Consider the following 16,917-nt stretch of genomic DNA (forward strand, 5'->3'; position numbering starts at 1 on the left):
CTCATGAGTAATCTCAAGCGCATTTTGTTTTCTGTTTTAATTCTATTGCTTGTATTGGCGATCCTTGCGTTCGTTCTCGAAAATCAGCAATCGGTCTCCCTGTTATTTCTTGGTTGGACAGGACCACAACTTCCGGTATCAGTGATTACGGTTGGTGCATTGCTGGTGGGTATGCTGATCGGGCCGTTTTTTGGCTGGTTTCTGGGACGTTCGTCCAGAGCTTCACGCAAGCGTGTGGTCTGATTGCGACATGCAGGGAAAGGTGAACTAAACTTTAGCCACAGCTTGTCTATATCCATTAGTAAAACATTCATTAAGCTGTAAAATGCTGCGCTTGTCCGATAGTGGCATATTCCCACGTCGGTACAGACTGACTCTAGTCAGAAGCCGCGGCTGGATTGATGGCTTTTGCATTTATGGATTAGACAGTGCTCGGTTGGCAGCCCTGTCAGCAACTCAAGGGTATGGTTTCGCGTGAAAATTCTAGTAACCGGCGGCGCCGGGTTTATCGGCTCAGCTGTTATCCGTCATATCATCTCCAACACTACCGACGCAGTGGTAAACGTCGACAAGCTGACGTATGCCGGTAACCTTGAGTCGTTGGCCGACGTCAGCGGTAGCGATCGTTATGCGTTCGAGCGCGTCGACATCTGCGACCGTGATCAGATCGATCGCGTACTGCGTGAACATCAACCAGATGCAATCATGCACCTGGCCGCAGAATCCCACGTCGACCGCTCGATCTCCGGCCCGTCCGAATTCATCCAGACCAATATCATTGGCACCTACACGCTACTCGAAGCAGCGCGCCACTACTGGGCTGCGCTGGATGACACGCGCAAAGCCAACTTCCGCTTCCACCACATTTCGACTGACGAAGTTTACGGAGACCTCGAAGGTCCGGAAGACCTCTTCACCGAAACCACACCTTACCAGCCAAGCTCGCCTTATTCGGCCAGCAAGGCCAGCTCCGACCACCTGGTCCGTGCCTGGGCCCGCACTTACGGCCTGCCGACATTGGTCACCAACTGCTCGAACAACTACGGCCCGTGCCACTTCCCAGAGAAGCTGATCCCGCTGATCATCCTCAACGCGCTGGAAGGCAAGCCGCTGCCGGTGTACGGCAAAGGCAACCAGGTTCGTGACTGGCTGTACGTCGAAGATCACGCCCGCGCGCTATACAAAGTCGTCACCGAAGGTGTGATCGGCGAGACTTACAACATTGGCGGTCATAACGAAAAACAAAACATTGAAGTGGTGCATACCCTGTGTGCGTTGCTCGATGAGTTGCGTCCTGATTCTGCCCATCGTCCGCATGCCAGCCTGATCACTTATGTTCAGGATCGTCCTGGGCATGACGTGCGTTATGCAATCGACGCGAGCAAGATTCAGCGTGAGCTGGGCTGGACACCGGAAGAGACTTTCGAGACTGGTATTCGCAAGACTGTCGAGTGGTACCTCAACAATTCTGAGTGGGTCGCCCACGTGAAAAGTGGAAGCTACCAGCAGTGGATCGACCAGAACTACGCGGATCGTTCGAGCGAGGCATGAGAATCCTTTTGTTGGGCAAGAACGGCCAGGTCGGCTGGGAGTTGCAACGGTCCTTGGCGCCGCTTGGCGAGTTGATCGCCCTGGATCGTCACTCTGTCGATGGGTTGTGCGGTGATTTGTCCGATCTGGAAGCATTGCGGGCAACGATCCGGCAGATTAAACCCGATATCATCGTCAACGCCGCCGCATACACCGCAGTCGACAAGGCTGAGTCCGACGTAGAGCTGGCCGATCGTGTGAATGGTGAGGCAAGCCGACTCTTGGGCGAAGAGGCCGCACTTTTGGGTGCCTTGCTGGTTCATTACTCCACTGATTATGTTTTCAGCGGCGAAGGCCACCGCCCCTGGCAAGAGACCGACGCGGTCGCTCCGGTCAATCGGTATGGCGCGAGCAAGCTGGCAGGTGAGCAGGCGATCATTGTGTCGGGATGCAAGCACTTGATCTTCCGTACAAGCTGGGTCTACGGCGCCCGAGGCAATAACTTTGCCAAAACCATGATGCGTCTTGCGAAAGATCGCGAGACACTGAGTGTTATTGCCGATCAGATTGGTGCGCCAACGGGTGCCGATCTGATTGCCGATGTCACTGCGTTAACGATTCGCCAAGTGCTCCAACGACCGGAACTGTCAGGTTTATATCATCTGGCCGCCGCTGGCGAGGTGTCGTGGCACGGTTACGCAAGTTACGTTATCGAGTTTGCTCAGGCCAATGGCGAGCAGCTTGCGGTAACCACGATAAGTGCGATCGATACAACCGCTTATCCTACCCCCGCGCGTCGGCCTTTGAATTCACGCTTGAATACCCAGAAGCTGCGCGACAATTTTTCTCTACACTTGCCGGATTGGCAAAGTGGTGTAACCCGAATGCTTAGGGAAGTTCTGAACAAATGACCACGACAAATCGTAAAGGCATTATTCTCGCCGGCGGCTCGGGCACGCGCCTGCACCCGCTGACTCTTGGCGTGTCCAAACAGATGCTGCCGATCTACGACAAGCCGATGATCTTTTATCCGTTGTCGGTGCTGATGCTGGCGGGTATGCGAGAGATTCTGATCATCTCCACCCCTGAAGACTTGCCGTTATTTCGCAAGCTGCTTGGCGATGGCAGCCTTTACGGGATCAAGCTGTCCTATGCTGAGCAGCCTAGTCCGGATGGTCTGGCACAGGCTTTCATCATCGGTGAGGAATTTATCGGCAGTGATCCTTGCTGTTTGATTCTTGGCGACAATATTTTTTATGGTCAGCATTTCTCCGACAATTTGCGTTCCGCCAGTTCGCAAACGAAAGGGGCTACCGTATTCGGCTATCACGTATCCGATCCAGAGCGTTTTGGTGTCGTCGAATTTGACAAAGACGGTCGGGCCTTGAGTATTGAGGAGAAACCCCTCAAGCCCAAGTCGAACTATGCGGTGACCGGTCTCTACTTCTACGACAACGAAGTGGTTGAGATCGCCAAGAACATCAAGCCTTCCGAGCGTGGTGAGTTGGAAATCACGGACGTGAACCGGGCCTATCTTGAGCGCAAGACTCTCAACGTCGAAATGTTGGGCCGTGGCTTTGCCTGGCTCGATACCGGGACTCATGATTCCCTGCTGGAAGCCAGTCATTTTGTACATACCATTGAACAGCGACAGGGCCTTAAAGTCGCTTGCCTGGAAGAGATTGCCTATCACAACGGCTGGATCACTCCCGAGCAACTGGCTGCACAGGCTGAAGCTCTGAAAAAGACGGGTTACGGCCAGTACCTGCAGAAGCTCCTGGACTCGCCCTCTAACTGATTCGAAATAGCATTTTTCGAACGGTAGCGCTAATCGGTTCAAGTAGGAACGGCATGCCAGTAGAACATCCCAAGGTTGCGGTTTTGTTGGCTGCCTTCAATGGCATGCAATGGATCGAGGAGCAGTTGGCTTCGATTCTTGGGCAGTCGCTTGTTGACGTCACACTGTTTATCAGTATTGATCCCTCCAGTGATGGTACGGAAGAATGGTGCTGCGCCTTTGCTGCTCGGCACCCAGCTGTTCTTGTTCTGCCAACAGCAGGTAAATTTGGCGGTGCATCCCGTAACTTTTTTCGGCTGATTCGCGATGTCGACTTTCATGGTTTTGATTATGTCGCTTTTGCCGATCAGGACGATGTCTGGCACGCGGACAAGCTCTTGCGTGCAACTCGTCACATCCAGGCAGGCCATATAGACGCCTATTCGAGCAACGTCACCGCATTCTGGCCGAACGGCGATACCCATCTAGTTAACAAGGCGCAGCCGCAGGTCGCTTGGGACTATCTGTTCGAGGCGGCTGGGCCTGGCTGCACTTATGTCATGAGCAACAAAATGGCCGGTGCGCTGAAAACCGACATGCTTGCCAATTGGCAGCGATTGCAAGATGTCAGCCTTCACGACTGGTATTGCTACGCCTTTGCGCGCAGTCATGGCTACCGTTGGTACATCGACCCTGTACCCTCCATGAATTACCGACAGCATGAGCGTAACCAAGTGGGGGCCAACAAGGGCCTCAGTTCCCTGGTCGTTCGTTACAAGACGATTCATGAAGGCTGGTGGTTCCATCAGGTGCAGCTCATAGCCTGTCTGGTCGGTTTGCAGAGTGAGCCGTTTATAAAACCATGGCTGGGACTTCGCCGTCGAAATCTGATGGGATTGTCTTTCAGTGCCTGGAAGTGTCGGCGTCGTGTTCGGGACAAGTTTTTTTTCTTTTTTGTCTGTTGGGCCGCTGCAGTTTTTGGAAGTAAGAACGGATGAGAAAACCCAGAGTGCTTGTGACGGGGGCGAAAGGTTTCGTTGGTGAGGCGCTGGTATTTCGACTGCTTCTGGACAAGAAATTCACGCCGATCGCCGCAGTGCGCGGCGAGACGCGTTTGCAGGGGCTGTGTCCCGTTGTCCGCTTCGATCTCGTCGAACTCCGCACCTTGCCGTCGCTCGCTGACGTCGAGGTAGTCGTGCACGCTGCAGCTAGAGTGCACGTGATGCATGAGACTGTGACGGATGCACTGGCGGAATTTCGCAAGGTCAATGTGGAGGGGACTTTGGGGCTTGCCAGGTTGGCGGCAGAAGCGGGGGTGAAGAGGTTCATTTACCTGAGTTCGATTAAGGTGAACGGCGAGAGTACTGCACGGGGTGAGAGGTTTATGCCTGACGATACGCCGACCCCGGTAGATCCTTACGGTGTCTCAAAGCTGGAGGCCGAAATAGCGCTGCAACAGCTAGGTAGGCAGTTGGGGATGGAAATCGTCATTATCCGTCCCCCTTTGGTATACGGACCGGGAGTAAAGGCCAATTTCCATAGCATGATGCGCTGGGTGGCCAAGGGCGTTCCATTGCCATTGGGTGGGCTGTGCAATAATCGAAGCCTGGTCTCTATTGGTAATTTGGTGGATCTGATTGAACGCTGCATTGCTCACCCTGCTGCAGCGGGCAACACCTTTTTAGTCAGCGATGGCGAGGATTTGAGCACCACTCAATTGCTCCGGAGCATGGCCGCTGCCATGGGTGTAAAATCGCGGCTGGTGGCGGTTCCACCAGTACTGTTGCGCTTGGGGGCGTCTCTCGTGTGTCGTCCTGCGATAGCGCAGCGGTTGTGCGGTTCGTTGCAGGTCGATATTCAGCAGACCTGCAGGATATTGGAGTGGTCACCTCCAGAGAAGATAGATCAAGCCTTGCGCAGGGTAGCGAATGAGTTCTTGCAACATGGCGTGCATTGAACTCTCGGGCTTCTTGGACGGAAGGCTTGCAAAAATCGACGAGGTTGACGCCTTCGGTCGGAACGAGCAGATGAGTCGACACGTTTTGAATTCGAAACACAAGAGGGGCAGAATGCTACCCTTTTGCCAATGTGGGGCGCTTTGATACCCTAGCTGACTGGGCTGCGAGGCGTATTTGTCGCCGATCCGTGGATGCGCAAATCTAATCAATCGTAGGGTGATGTCATCGAGCTATTAACGGCAAGGCTTAATTCGCTACAATACTTTGTTTTGCGTCGCCTTGGCTCAATGATGAGGCTCTCGGGAACTTTGTACGTTTTCTGCTGCGCTCGTGTAGTGAATGAATACGGTAATATTTTTATTTTTATGCGATGGAGTGCTCGGTGGTAATCCCTTTTTCATCTGTTCAGCAAGAGCCGGGTCCCGGATCCTTCGGTTCAGATGCTGCCACTGGAGTACCGTTGGTTTCAGTACTCCTGTGTACTTACAACGGTGAGCGGTTTTTAAGAGAACAGTTGGAATCAATTGCACGGCAGACATATTCTGGCTGGGTTGTTGCGGTTTCTGATGACGGCTCTACGGATTCGACTTTGGAGATTCTTCAGGAATACAAGGAAAAGTGGGGAGAGGAAAAGCTCAAGGTTTTTTCCGGTCCACGACAAGGATTTGCTTTAAATTTCATCTCGCTGGCGTGCCGGAGTGAAATTGATTCAGCATTTTACGCCTGGGCTGACCAGGATGACATCTGGCGTGATCATAAGCTTGAGACCGCACTCGATCAGCTTCAGACCATTCCTCAAGATATACCCGCTCTGTATTGCGGCAGGACCGAGTTGATCAACGAGGATTGCCAATCCATCGGACTCTCACCGTTATTCAATCGTCCTGCCACATTCTCCAACGCATTGGTGCAAAGTATCGGTGGGGGAAATACGATGGTGTTCAATCACGCAGCCTGCCGCCTCTTGCGAGAAACGGGCAAGGATCTGACCATCGTGTCCCACGACTGGTGGGCATATCTGGCCGTGACCGGGGCTGGTGGGCGTATTCTTTATGATGCTACGCCCACCGTCCTTTACCGGCAGCACGATGATAATATTATTGGTTCGAATTCCGGCTTTTTCTCTCGGATTGATCGGCTGCGCATGATCTTCAAAGGGCGGTTTCGCAGTTGGAATGAGTCGAATGTCCGTGCCTTGGACTCGATCGACTACCGATTGAGCGAAGAAAGCCGTAGCATATTGAACAGTTTTAAGGAGGCGAGGGCGCACCGGGGCGTGAGGCGGTTTATGTATCTGCGGCGCTCGGGAGTCTACCGGCAAACTTTTTTGGGCAATCTCGGCCTGATCCTCGCGGCAATCTTCGACGGTATTTGAAGAGGCGCCTGCCAGTGCTTCGACGTATCCGAAAGGTCAAAAGCCGGGCTTTCGCATACGTATTACCAAGATGATGATGCTCTTCATTTCAAACTTCGCTTTTCCTCGGATTCGCTAATGAACCCCCATACACCGTCACCTTCCAGCATGTTCGATATGGTCCTCACCTTTTGGCAGCGTCGATCCATTATCCAAAAAATGACAGTCCGAGAGGTCATCGGTAGATACCGCGGTTCGGTCATGGGACTGGCGTGGTCTTTTTTCAACCCGATTTTACTACTGGTTGTTTATACATTTATTTTTGGCGTGATTTTCAAGTCTCGTTGGGGTAATACGGAGACTCACGACACAGGTGAATTCGCTATCATTATCTTTTCGGGGATGATTGTGCATGGACTATTTGCAGAATGTTTCAACCGCGCGCCCGGTCAAATCGTCGGTAATCCCAACTACGTCAAAAAAATTATTTTCCCTTTAGAGATCCTGCCATGGATTTCGATGGGGGCTGCGCTGTTTCACACAGCCATCAGTTGGTTTGTTTTGCTGGTAGCAGAGTTGTTGCTCAAGGGCTCGATTCCCTGGACAGCCATATTATTTCCGGTCGTGTTGTTTCCCTTGGTGTTGCTCACTATGGGGTTTTCCTGGTTTCTGGCTGCGACTGGCGTCTACTTTCGGGATATTTCCCAACTCACGGGTATCATCACTACCGTTCTGATGTTTTTGTCACCGATGTTTTACCCTATGACCGCTGTATCCGAACAATACAGATATCTTCTTTACCTGAATCCGTTGACCTTCATTATCGAAACATCCCGGGGTGTTTTGATCTGGGGAACTTTGCCTTCGATCATTCCACTGGCTAGCTATTATTTATTGAGCATCGTCGTCGCTTGGGCGGGCTTTTGGTGGTTCCAAAAAACCCGTAAAGGTTTTGCCGACGTCCTTTAAGGATGCGCGAACCGTTCGATAAATGTATTCGTAGAGAACATTCCATGAAACGACTCTTCAAAACGCTCCCATCCAGACTGGGAAAAAAACTGGAGCAGCGGCGATGGCAAGCTGCGTTGGAGACGAGCGCGCTGTTCAACGCCCCTTGGTATCTGGCACAAAATGCCGATGTGGCTGCCGCGGGAGTTGATCCGCTACGGCACTACCTGAGTGTCGGCTGGAGAGAGATGCGTGATCCGTGCGCGGAGTTCGATGGGACTTATTATCTCACCCGTTATCCGGATGTGGCCGCTTTGGGCGTTCCTCCGTTAGTGCATTACTGGCTGCATGGGCGTCATGAGGGCCGCCATCTCAATCCGTCACTGGATCTGGAATGGATAAACGCCAAGCATCTTGCAGAGCAAACGGATGCGGATACAACCGTGCCGATTCTTTCATCTACTACGTCAAACTTGGCTCCCTACATCAGTGTGATCATTCCGACCTACAACAGACTGCGCCTGTTGCCCACGGTAATCGAGGCATGGCGTATTGTTGATAGGCAAACTGATTTTCCGTACGAGATTATCTTTTCGGATGACGGCTCGGAAGATGGCAGCGTCGAATTTCTTGAACAGGTCTCCGATCTTCCAATCAGGGTTCTGAAAAACGATCACGGTGGTGCGTCGAAAGCGAGAAATGCTGCCATAGGCGCCGCCGCAGGCGAGCGCTTACTCATCATTGGCGATGATATTTTCCCCGCACCGGATCTGTTGAATGTCCACGCAAATCTGGCAAAGCGACTGGGTCGCAATGTTGCAACGCTTGGCGTTGTTGATTGGGCTTCTGATCTGACGGTCAACCACTTGATGGAGCACATTACTGAAATCGGTAATGAGCAATTTAGTTATAATCGGTTGCCGGACGAGTCCTTTGTGGATTTCAGGCACTTTTATACCTGTAATATTTGTATTGATCGGGAGCTCGTTGCCTCTCAGGAAACGATTTTTGATGGTCGTTTTGATCAATACGGATTTGAAGACATCGAGTTGGGATATCGCCTCTCTTTGCAGGGTATGAAGATTTACTACAGTACCAGTGCCAAGGGCGATCATTATCATCCATACGTTGTGGATGGTTTCTGCAAGCGCCAGATCTGTGCCGGTCGTATGGCTGTGGTTTTTCGAGATGCTCACCCGGGCGTAGGCAGGATACTCGGGATCGATACGCTCGCGGAGGCATTGAAGAATTCCAAAACGGAGCGTCAGGGGGTAAGCCAGGCAGAGTGGCAGGCGAGGCTTGATAGGCTCGTCGAGCGTTGCAATTATCTTGAAAGCTTAATCCAGAAAAATGGAAAGAAAGCCAGAAAGGTGATTGGCGCTTATTTGAGTTTTATTTATACGACGCTCTTTCGGGCGATGTACGAATATGGCGTCCTGCAAAGAATTTCGGGTAGTGACCAGGTTTTGGCCATAGCAATGTCGCGACATTTTGGTCCGATCTGGAATAGTTACTGGACGCAGTTGGAAAAGCACAAAACTGAGTCTCTGGAGTTCGATGACGAGTTGACGTCCAACTTATTTGCCGCTCATATCAGTCGCTCTGCCTCAGAGTTGCTCCAGCCTCAAATACAGCGCCAGGCGTTCGATGAACTAGAGATGCTGTTTGCTATGTCCAATCAGCCAAGTGCTGATAACAACAAGCGTGTTCGTCTCCAACGACAGGCTGGCCGGGCGCTCTACTACCTCGCCAAGGATCCACGTTATCTTTTCAGGCGTCTACATGAGGCCGTGAAGCGTCGTACCGCCGCGCCGCAAGTAAAGGTTCAAGATTTTCCGGCATCGGGCTCACGGGTTTCGTTGCGCTTGATCGTAAACCGTGACAATGCGCAGTCTGAGCAAATTATCGAGCGTTTTCGGGGCATTATGGGTACCGACGCCTTGATATCCTGGCTTGAAAATGACGGAAAGTTGTCTGCTGAAAAAGTTGACAGTGACGATGCAGCTCAGGATTTCTGTTACTTTTGGCCCAATACCCTCACCGATTTTCCGCACCGCGACCATCTGATCGGAGCTTGGCTTGCGCTCGTCGAAAATGCTTGCGACGTCGTGCTGCTTTCCTATGACTTGCGCAATGACGGTAACGTTAGTTATGAGCAACTGCGCAATCAGATGGTGTTCTCGCGGGCCATTAGCATCAATATTCTGCGCCAGGACCTGAAGGGCGTGGAGTTTTGCGGAAAGCTGTATCGAACTGAGTGCAGGCATGTCAGTGCGGATAACATTTCATCCGTTTCTGAGCTCCTAGGTAGAGAAGTCCAGTTCAATGAGCATAATTCCTGGTTTCAGACCAGCCAATTCAAACAACGATCAGCCGGTCAGTCTTTACCCGCGCTGATAAAATCACCAAAGAATCGCCCGCTTGTTTTCGTGTTCCCGGTATTTGTCGCGGTGGGTGGGGTGGAGCGTAATACGGTAGAAGTCATCCGACGACTCAAGGATTCCTATGATTTTGTAATCGTCACGATGGAGCGCTTGCGCCATGAGCAGGGTAGCTTGGCCAGTCAGTTCCAGGATGCGGGCGCGCGAGTAATCGAGATGTCGGAAATCGCGCCGCACTCCGAGTATTTGCGTATTCTCCTGCGCTTGAAAAACTGGCTTGCACCGGATTTGGTATGGATTTGCAACGGCTCACCATGGCTTTGCGATAACGCATTGAACCTGCGAGCGCTATTTCGCGATATTCCGATCGTCGACCAAGAAGTATATGACGCCAGGGAAGGATGGATTAATCGTTACCATGAACCCGGTATTCGTTCCTTTGATCGGTTTATAGCAATCAATCAAAAGATTCGTCAGCGTTTCGTGGGCGATTTGAACATTCCCGCGAGTAAGGTTGATTTGATTTATTCAGCAGTCGATATTCAGCGGATAATCGATTTTAAGGCGACACAGAGCACCCCCGAGGCTGTCCGACTAAAGTTGGGACTGCCGGCAAGCAGTAAACTGTTTACATTTGTCGGGCGCCTGACGGATCAGAAACGCCCTCTTGAATTCCTGAAGATTGCGAAGTCACGCCAGGGATATCCGGACGAATTCTACGTTCTTGTCGGTGATGGGGAGCTTGCGAAAGAGTGCGTTGATTTCATCCGGCGAGAAAAGCTCGATAATGTCATGCGTATTCCGTACGTCGAAAATACACTTGAACTTGCCAGTGTCACGGACGGCTTGATCATCACATCGGCATACGAAGGTCTGCCAATTGCAATGATTGAGGTTTTGAACTTTGCTGTTCCTGTTTTTGCCACGGATACAGGTGATATTCAGAATGTCCTGGACGATTATGCTGGCGGGCGAACTATCCCGGTAGAGCTTGGCGGCGAATCGCGCGACATCGCATATGCAGAATGGTTAGCATCGTTGGCCCAATACAAGGCATCACTGCTGGCTTTTGAAAATGATATTTTGCAGCGATTCTCCAGCGCTGAGATAGCCAATCAGTACATCGATTGCTTCAATAAAGCCAGTCTAGGTTATGAAGAGGCTGCGTCATGAAGAAGGTTGTCCTGATCGGCGGTGGCGGTTTTATTGGGCAGCACGTTGCTCGTCACTTATTAAAAGATGGCCTTAAGGTTGATCTGTTGTGCCGCAACAGCCATTCTGAACCCGACGCCGTCATTCAGAATCTGGATGTTCATAATGGCGATTATGCTGATCGCGAGCTGTTGCGGAAAGTCTTGTCAGGAGCGCACGCGGTAGTTCATCTGGCTCATGACAGTTTGCAATTGAACCAGGCCTGCGATATGGCGGATGAGTATCAGCGCAATATCGCCCCCGCTATCCAGTTGATGGAGGAGTGTATTGCCGCTGGCGTTGCCCGATTCATATTTGTTTCTTCCGGTGGCACAGTCTACGGCAATCCGGATTCCAGAAGCCCGCTAAGAGAAGACGCGGCAGCACAGCCCATTTCTCTCTACGGGACCTCTAAGCTCTGTATTGAGCATATGGTGCACTTGTACTGCCGGCAGCGTGGTTTGCCGGGTATCGTTGTGCGCCCGGCAAACGCCTACGGCCCTGGCCAGATTCCTTTCAAGGGGCAGGGCTTGGTGGCGACGGCGTTTGCGTCTGCTCTGCAGGGCAAATCCATTACGATTTTTGGTGATGGCGGGGCAGTACGTGATTATGTGCACGTCAATGATATTGCCTTTGCAATTATCGGGCTTCTCGAAGCTGGCCAGATTGGCGAAGTTTACAACGTGGGTAGCGGAGTAGGGACTTCGGTTCTGCAGCTCGTTGAAGAGCATGTTTTGCCGATTGTCAGAAGCGCGGGGTACAATCTGCAGTTGGAAAGAAGGGACGCGCGCGCGATTGACGTTGCTTACAACGTGCTTGATGTAGAAAAGCTGAGTCGCTGCATTCATTTTTCACCCATTACTCTAGCTGCAGGCTTGCCTGGCAGTTGGGAATGGGTTCAGAACCATCTGAGTCGTAACTGATGACCAAGATTTCGGTAGTAATTCCAAGTTATAACCACCGCCACTATATTGAAAAGGCTGTCGATAGCGTTTTAAATCAAAGTGAGCACGATCTTGAGCTTATCGTTATCGATGATGGATCGACAGACGACTCGTTGTCTTATCTGCGGCAGATCAGTGACTCGCGATTCAAGCTTGTTGAACAGAAAAATGCTGGGGCACATAACGCAATCAATCGAGGGTTGGCGCTTGCTCAAGGTGAGTATCTGGCCATTCTAAACTCCGATGATATTTTTCATCCCGATAGGTTGAAGCGTTGCATCGAAGCACTTCAGCGTGAAAATGCTGACCTGGTTACCACGTGGATCGAGGTTATCAATGCCGATGGTAAGCCATTAGGCGTCAAGGAAGCATGGAAAAACATGCTGCCTTGGTCGATCCCGGATATGGAGAAATCATTTTCAGCGACAGACGATTTTTCCTTGAATTTGATCGTGTCAAACTTTGTATCGACCACTAGTAATATAGTATTCACCCGCAAGCTTTACGAAAAAGTTGGCGGTATGCGCAATCTCAGATTTGCCCACGACTGGGATTTTATGTTTCGTGCTGCTGAAACGTCGAAGTGCGTCCTTTTGCCTGAAGCGCTTATGCAATACCGGATTCACGGGAGTAACACCATCTCTTCAAATCGAGCATGGATGCTGTTTGAGATCTGTTGGGTGATGGCAACTGGAATGCGGCGTTTTGAACGTGATTTGTTTTATAAGGGATCGAGCGTCGAGAGCTGGCTGGTCGACGTCCACCGATTGCATAATTCGGTGAATCTCCAAGGTAACGACAAAGTTTATTGGATGATTCAGCAGTTTATCAGCTCGCAGGAAGCCAAGGGTGTAATGGAGCCAGAGCTACTTCTGCTGGATAGCGCCGAGCTTCGCGCCGGCTTCATTGAATATATTGTGATTGAGCAGCCTCTCGCGGAGCCCGTCAGTGTTGCCGGAGTCCAGCGAATGTCATTGTTTTCGCTGTTGAAAATGTGGCTCAAGCAATACATCAAGGCGTAACCGAGTCGTGAGGAGCCAGTTTTTGAGCGGCTCTAGGAACGATTGTTTGATTGAGCGTGGTGTTGCCGCTCCCGAAATATATAGGCTGTATAATGTCATCAGATAGCGCGATCATCATTTCAGATATTAGCAAGTGTTACCATATTTACGACAATCCTCAGGATCGTCTGAAACAGATGATCTTTCGTGGGCGGCAGAACCTGTTCAGAGAGTTTTGGGCGCTGAAGAACATTTCTTTCGAAGTGCCTCGTGGTGAGACAGTCGGCATTGTCGGAAGAAACGGTTCTGGCAAGTCGACGTTGCTTCAAATTATCGCCGGTACACTGACACCTACCAACGGCTCCGTCGCCAGTCATGGTCGAGTCGCGGCGCTGCTTGAGCTAGGCTCCGGATTCAATGCCGAATTCACTGGCCGCGAAAATGTTTACATGAACGCCGCGCTGTTGGGATTGAGTCAGGAAGAGATCGATAATCGCTTTGACAGTATTGCCGCTTTTGCGGATATCGGTCATTTTATTGATCAGCCCGTAAAGACTTATTCCAGTGGCATGCTGGTGCGACTAGCTTTCGCAGTTCAGGCACAAATTGATCCTGAGATTCTGATTGTCGACGAAGCACTGGCAGTAGGCGACGCAAAGTTTCAGGCGAAATGTTTTGATCGACTTAAAAGATTAAAAGACAACGGCACTAGTATTTTGCTTGTGACACACAGTAGTGAGCAGGTAGTGACGCATTGCTCAAGTGCCGTGCTGCTTGATCAAGGTCATATGGTTCAGCAAGGTAACCCGCGAGACGTTATCAATAGTTACTTGGATTTGCTGTTTGGCCGGGAACAGAAGAAAAAAGTAGAGCTACCATCGCCTTCTGAAGATGTAGTGGACGTTGAGTCCGAACTCAGCGAAGCCGAGCCCGTTCCAATGGACACTACTCAGCTATCGTTTGATGTAGACAGCTTTAGCAAGCGTCCACTTTATAATTCTTACGAATATCGCTGGGGAGATGGCAGCGCTCAGATAACTGATTTTTCGTTTTTCAGTGAAGGAGTGGAGTTTCCGGCGCTAATAAGCAATGGTTCTCAGGTCAATTTGAAAGTTGCAATAAAAATTATCCAGCCGTTGATGCGGCCGATCCTCGGCATGACGATAAAAACCAAAGATGGTGTTACCCTTTTTGGCAGCAACTCTGAGCTTCTACAATGTGATGGTGTTCAGACCGTTTACGAAGGAGGCAAGACGCTCACCGCGGACATCTCTTTCAACTGTAATCTGGGTGACGGCGATTTTTTCATATCGCTAGGTCTTGCAACTCGTGAGGGTGAGGAGATCGTCCCGCACGACCGACGTTATGACTCAATCCACTTTGCAGTCAAAACTGACTCTCGTTTTTTTGGACTTACAAATTTGAACATGGGGATGAGTATTAAATGAGCCATTCATCTCTTGATCTCGCCGAACTGGGATATGCATTTCAGGCTGAACAGCGAATCTGGGCACGCACAACACCGGCGCCCTTTAATTACAGTGATGGCGATGGAACCGAAAATAAGCTGTATCGGATTATCCACGAAGCATCCGACGTTTCTATTTTTTCCAAAGAGCTGCGTAACGCGTGTAATGACTGGCCCACGCGCTATCATTTGAGCGCTTCGCGGGGAAATCTATTACGACCATTGTCGCAGCGTCTTAAGGGCGATGTGCTTGAGATCGGTGCTGGATGCGGTGCCATTACCCGTTTTCTGGGCGAAAATGGTGGCAATATCATCGCAATCGAAGGTAGCAGTCGTCGTGCAATGATCGCTGCCGAGCGCACGCGGGACCTGCCGAATGTCACAGTGATAAACGATCACTTTGATCTGTTCGAGACAGAAGTACGCTTTGACGTGATCACATTGATTGGTGTTCTGGAATATTCCGGGGTTTATGGCGCGGGCGCAGATCCGGTTCAGTCTATGCTTATGGCGGCCAGAAAGTTGCTCAAGCCTGAAGGGATACTTGTTGTCGCTATTGAAAACCAGTTGGGGCTTAAATACTTTGCAGGAGCGCCGGAAGATCATCTAAGTGTTCCGATGGTAGGTATTCAGGGCTTATACCAGCGGCCTGGTGTTGAAACATTTGGTCGCGTAGAGCTCTCGAACCGATTTCTTCAGGCGGGTTTTCAGCGCATTGAGCTGGCACTCCCGCTTCCAGATTACAAATTGCCATCCAGCGTCGTATTGCCTGCTGCCAGTGCAGAAAATTCTTCCTTCAATGGCTCGGTGCTTGCTGCTCAGACCGCGTCTCGGGACGCACAAACCTCATCCGAATACCTGAACTTTTCACTTGAATGTGTATGGCCAGTTATCGCGCAGAATGGCCTGTTTCCTGATATGGCGAACTCCTTCTTGTTCGCCGTATCACCTGCTGCGAATAGTGATGAGCCCATCTTTGATAACCAAACCCTGGCCATTCATTATTCAAGCGAGCGGCAGGCGGCTTTCTGCAAGTTTGCGGAATTCAAACAGATGGGCGAGGTGGTCAGTGTGTTGCATCAGCGTCTATGTCCTGATGCGATAGCTGTGGGTTCAGAAGATGAATACCAGCATGTTTTGCCAGCAGAGGCCTTCTCCTCCGGCCAGGCGATGAGTGCTGAATTTGTTCGTATCGTCCAGACGCCGGGTTGGACGGCGAAGCAGATTGCCCGGTTTCTCTCCACTTACCTGAACATCGTGCGGCAGTCGGCCGGTCTGGAGCCGGAAGGGTCTGAACTTGATCTTTTCGTCAAAGTATCAGGTAAGTTACTGGACACCATTCCTCAGAACATTATCCTGTCTGACGTCGCTCCTGCGATTATCGATCAGGAGTGGTCAGTAAAAGGTGATATCTCGCTGGGCTATCTGGCCTATCGATCACTGACTACTCTGGTACGGATGATTTCCAGTTTTGCTGTGCCTGCCGATATGCGTCTGTTGAATCAAGGGCAGTTGTTTTGTGTGGTTTTTGCTCATCTTGGAGTCGATTTTACCGAATCCATGTTTGAGGAGTACTCCCTCCGGGAGGCCCAATTCATGACTTTTGTCTCGGGCGAAAAAAACGAAGCGGTCAAATACACTGATTGGTCGGCACATCAATTACCAACTTTTCTTGATCGATCACGCTCTCTGACGCAACCTTTGGTTGAGTTTGTTGGCCAGCTACAGGATTTGTCCGACACCTATCTGGCTCAGATCAAATGGCTTGAGGGACAAAATGACTCGCGACGCGAGCAGATTGATCACCTTAATCAGTTAGTTGGCCAGATTCAGGCGCAAATGCAGGCTTCGTCAGTCGAAAGTGAAAACAAGCTTCTGGCCCTGGCAGAAGAGCTTGAATCAATAAAAAAATCGAAAAGCTGGAATTTGATTTGCCGTTTACGTTCTATTCGACGCCTTTTTTCGAGAGGTTGACATAGAGGTCAACTGCTCTGACAGGCAATGCGCATACGGTGTAGACGACGATCGGCTTTTGCCGCGATGTGTGTTGCCAGTCAGGTCTTGCTCGGTCCCTGGCCTGCGTGTCCTCGCATAAATGTCTGGTGGAGTGATTTACCAACTGTTTTCGTCCTTTTCTGTGATTCTTGCAGCCTTGGCGCTTTGGGCTAGCGCCGCTCGCTGCAGGCCGTTCTGCAGTTGTTGCCCTCTCGAATCCGTGAAAAAAGTCATCTCTTGTGTTAATTTCTCCGCCCAAATGATTGGCAGACGGCGAATTGATTTGCTTTGGTTGTTCATCAGTGGCTGATGGGGGTCTCTAGCTCAAGATCGCTTTAAAACAGGCACAACCAGAGTCGCACTCAAGGAA

At 50.9% G+C, this 16,917-nt stretch carries 14 protein-coding genes; 13 read left to right on the forward strand and 1 reads right to left on the reverse strand.

The window, feature by feature from the left end; all coding sequences use genetic code 11:
• The first annotated feature begins 3 nt into the window (after window positions 1-3).
• The 13 genes from AC1MDC_RS05185 (at window position 4) to AC1MDC_RS05245 (ending at window position 16,526) form a co-directional block, all read left to right on the forward strand.
• Window positions 4-243, forward strand: coding sequence for a LapA family protein (locus AC1MDC_RS05185; protein ID WP_480392603.1), 240 nt, complete (start codon window positions 4-6; stop codon window positions 241-243).
• 231 nt (window positions 244-474) lie between these two features.
• Window positions 475-1,551 carry a dTDP-glucose 4,6-dehydratase gene (rfbB, locus tag AC1MDC_RS05190; RefSeq protein ID WP_480392604.1) on the forward strand — a complete coding sequence of 359 codons (1,077 nt, stop codon included), beginning with the start codon at window positions 475-477 and terminating at the stop codon, window positions 1,549-1,551.
• Entirely contained in the window at window positions 1,548-2,441 is an 894-nt protein-coding gene (gene rfbD, locus AC1MDC_RS05195; RefSeq protein ID WP_480392605.1) for a dTDP-4-dehydrorhamnose reductase, read from the forward strand. The genes rfbB and rfbD overlap by 4 nt, the downstream gene beginning before the upstream one ends.
• Window positions 2,438-3,328 (forward strand): glucose-1-phosphate thymidylyltransferase RfbA, encoded by an 891-nt coding sequence (gene rfbA / locus AC1MDC_RS05200; RefSeq protein ID WP_480392606.1) that lies wholly within the window; start codon window positions 2,438-2,440, stop codon window positions 3,326-3,328. The genes rfbD and rfbA overlap by 4 nt, the downstream gene beginning before the upstream one ends.
• A 53-nt stretch (window positions 3,329-3,381) precedes the next feature.
• Entirely contained in the window at window positions 3,382-4,305 is a 924-nt protein-coding gene (locus AC1MDC_RS05205; protein WP_480392607.1) for a glycosyltransferase, read from the forward strand.
• Entirely contained in the window at window positions 4,302-5,264 is a 963-nt protein-coding gene (locus AC1MDC_RS05210; RefSeq protein WP_480392608.1) for a UDP-glucose 4-epimerase family protein, read from the forward strand. The genes AC1MDC_RS05205 and AC1MDC_RS05210 overlap by 4 nt, the downstream gene beginning before the upstream one ends.
• Before the next feature lie 383 nt (window positions 5,265-5,647).
• Entirely contained in the window at window positions 5,648-6,640 is a 993-nt protein-coding gene (locus AC1MDC_RS05215) for a glycosyltransferase family 2 protein (RefSeq protein ID WP_480392609.1), read from the forward strand.
• A 117-nt stretch (window positions 6,641-6,757) separates the two neighbouring features.
• On the forward strand, window positions 6,758-7,588 hold the full coding sequence (locus AC1MDC_RS05220) for an ABC transporter permease (RefSeq protein WP_480392610.1): 831 nt from the start codon (window positions 6,758-6,760) through the stop codon (window positions 7,586-7,588).
• Window positions 7,589-7,632: 44 nt separating this feature from the next.
• Window positions 7,633-11,121 carry a glycosyltransferase gene (locus AC1MDC_RS05225; RefSeq protein ID WP_480392611.1) on the forward strand — a complete coding sequence of 1,163 codons (3,489 nt, stop codon included), beginning with the start codon at window positions 7,633-7,635 and terminating at the stop codon, window positions 11,119-11,121.
• A complete protein-coding gene (locus AC1MDC_RS05230; RefSeq protein ID WP_480392612.1) occupies window positions 11,118-12,062 on the forward strand; it encodes an NAD-dependent epimerase/dehydratase family protein in 945 nt (314 codons plus the stop codon). The genes AC1MDC_RS05225 and AC1MDC_RS05230 overlap by 4 nt, the downstream gene beginning before the upstream one ends.
• Window positions 12,062-13,105 (forward strand): glycosyltransferase, encoded by a 1,044-nt coding sequence (locus tag AC1MDC_RS05235; protein WP_480392613.1) that lies wholly within the window; start codon window positions 12,062-12,064, stop codon window positions 13,103-13,105. The genes AC1MDC_RS05230 and AC1MDC_RS05235 overlap by 1 nt, the downstream gene beginning before the upstream one ends.
• Before the next feature lie 92 nt (window positions 13,106-13,197).
• A complete protein-coding gene (locus AC1MDC_RS05240; RefSeq protein WP_408980443.1) occupies window positions 13,198-14,532 on the forward strand; it encodes an ABC transporter ATP-binding protein in 1,335 nt (444 codons plus the stop codon).
• Window positions 14,529-16,526, forward strand: a complete 1,998-nt coding sequence (locus AC1MDC_RS05245) for a class I SAM-dependent methyltransferase (RefSeq protein WP_480392614.1) — start codon at window positions 14,529-14,531, stop codon at window positions 16,524-16,526. Before AC1MDC_RS05240 ends, AC1MDC_RS05245 begins: the two co-directional genes overlap by 4 nt.
• A gap of 138 nt (window positions 16,527-16,664) precedes the next feature.
• Here AC1MDC_RS05245 and AC1MDC_RS05250 read toward each other — a convergent pair whose 3' ends face one another.
• The gene (locus AC1MDC_RS05250) at window positions 16,665-16,847 is read right to left on the reverse strand and encodes a hypothetical protein (protein WP_336839243.1); all 183 of its coding nucleotides are present in this window, start codon (window positions 16,845-16,847) and stop codon (window positions 16,665-16,667) included.
• Window positions 16,848-16,917 lie beyond the last annotated feature (70 nt).

The organism is Pseudomonas sp. 1, assembly GCF_056626735.1.

Excerpts from the sequence above, each read along its gene's own strand:
- AC1MDC_RS05230 (WP_480392612.1), top strand. The coding sequence starts at position 11,118 with ATGAAGAAGGTTGTCCTGATCGGCGGTGGCGGTTTTATTGGGCAGCAC.
- AC1MDC_RS05210 (WP_480392608.1), top strand. The coding sequence starts at position 4,302 with ATGAGAAAACCCAGAGTGCTTGTGACGGGGGCGAAAGGTTTCGTTGGT.
- rfbD (WP_480392605.1), top strand. The coding sequence starts at position 1,548 with ATGAGAATCCTTTTGTTGGGCAAGAACGGCCAGGTCGGCTGGGAGTTG.
- AC1MDC_RS05245 (WP_480392614.1), top strand. The coding sequence starts at position 14,529 with ATGAGCCATTCATCTCTTGATCTCGCCGAACTGGGATATGCATTTCAG.
- AC1MDC_RS05240 (WP_408980443.1), top strand. The coding sequence starts at position 13,198 with ATGTCATCAGATAGCGCGATCATCATTTCAGATATTAGCAAGTGTTAC.
- AC1MDC_RS05235 (WP_480392613.1), top strand. The coding sequence starts at position 12,062 with ATGACCAAGATTTCGGTAGTAATTCCAAGTTATAACCACCGCCACTAT.
- AC1MDC_RS05225 (WP_480392611.1), top strand. The coding sequence starts at position 7,633 with ATGAAACGACTCTTCAAAACGCTCCCATCCAGACTGGGAAAAAAACTG.
- AC1MDC_RS05185 (WP_480392603.1), top strand. The coding sequence starts at position 4 with ATGAGTAATCTCAAGCGCATTTTGTTTTCTGTTTTAATTCTATTGCTT.
- AC1MDC_RS05220 (WP_480392610.1), top strand. The coding sequence starts at position 6,758 with ATGAACCCCCATACACCGTCACCTTCCAGCATGTTCGATATGGTCCTC.
- AC1MDC_RS05205 (WP_480392607.1), top strand. The coding sequence starts at position 3,382 with ATGCCAGTAGAACATCCCAAGGTTGCGGTTTTGTTGGCTGCCTTCAAT.
- rfbA (WP_480392606.1), top strand. The coding sequence starts at position 2,438 with ATGACCACGACAAATCGTAAAGGCATTATTCTCGCCGGCGGCTCGGGC.
- AC1MDC_RS05250 (WP_336839243.1), bottom strand. The coding sequence starts at position 16,847 with ATGAACAACCAAAGCAAATCAATTCGCCGTCTGCCAATCATTTGGGCG.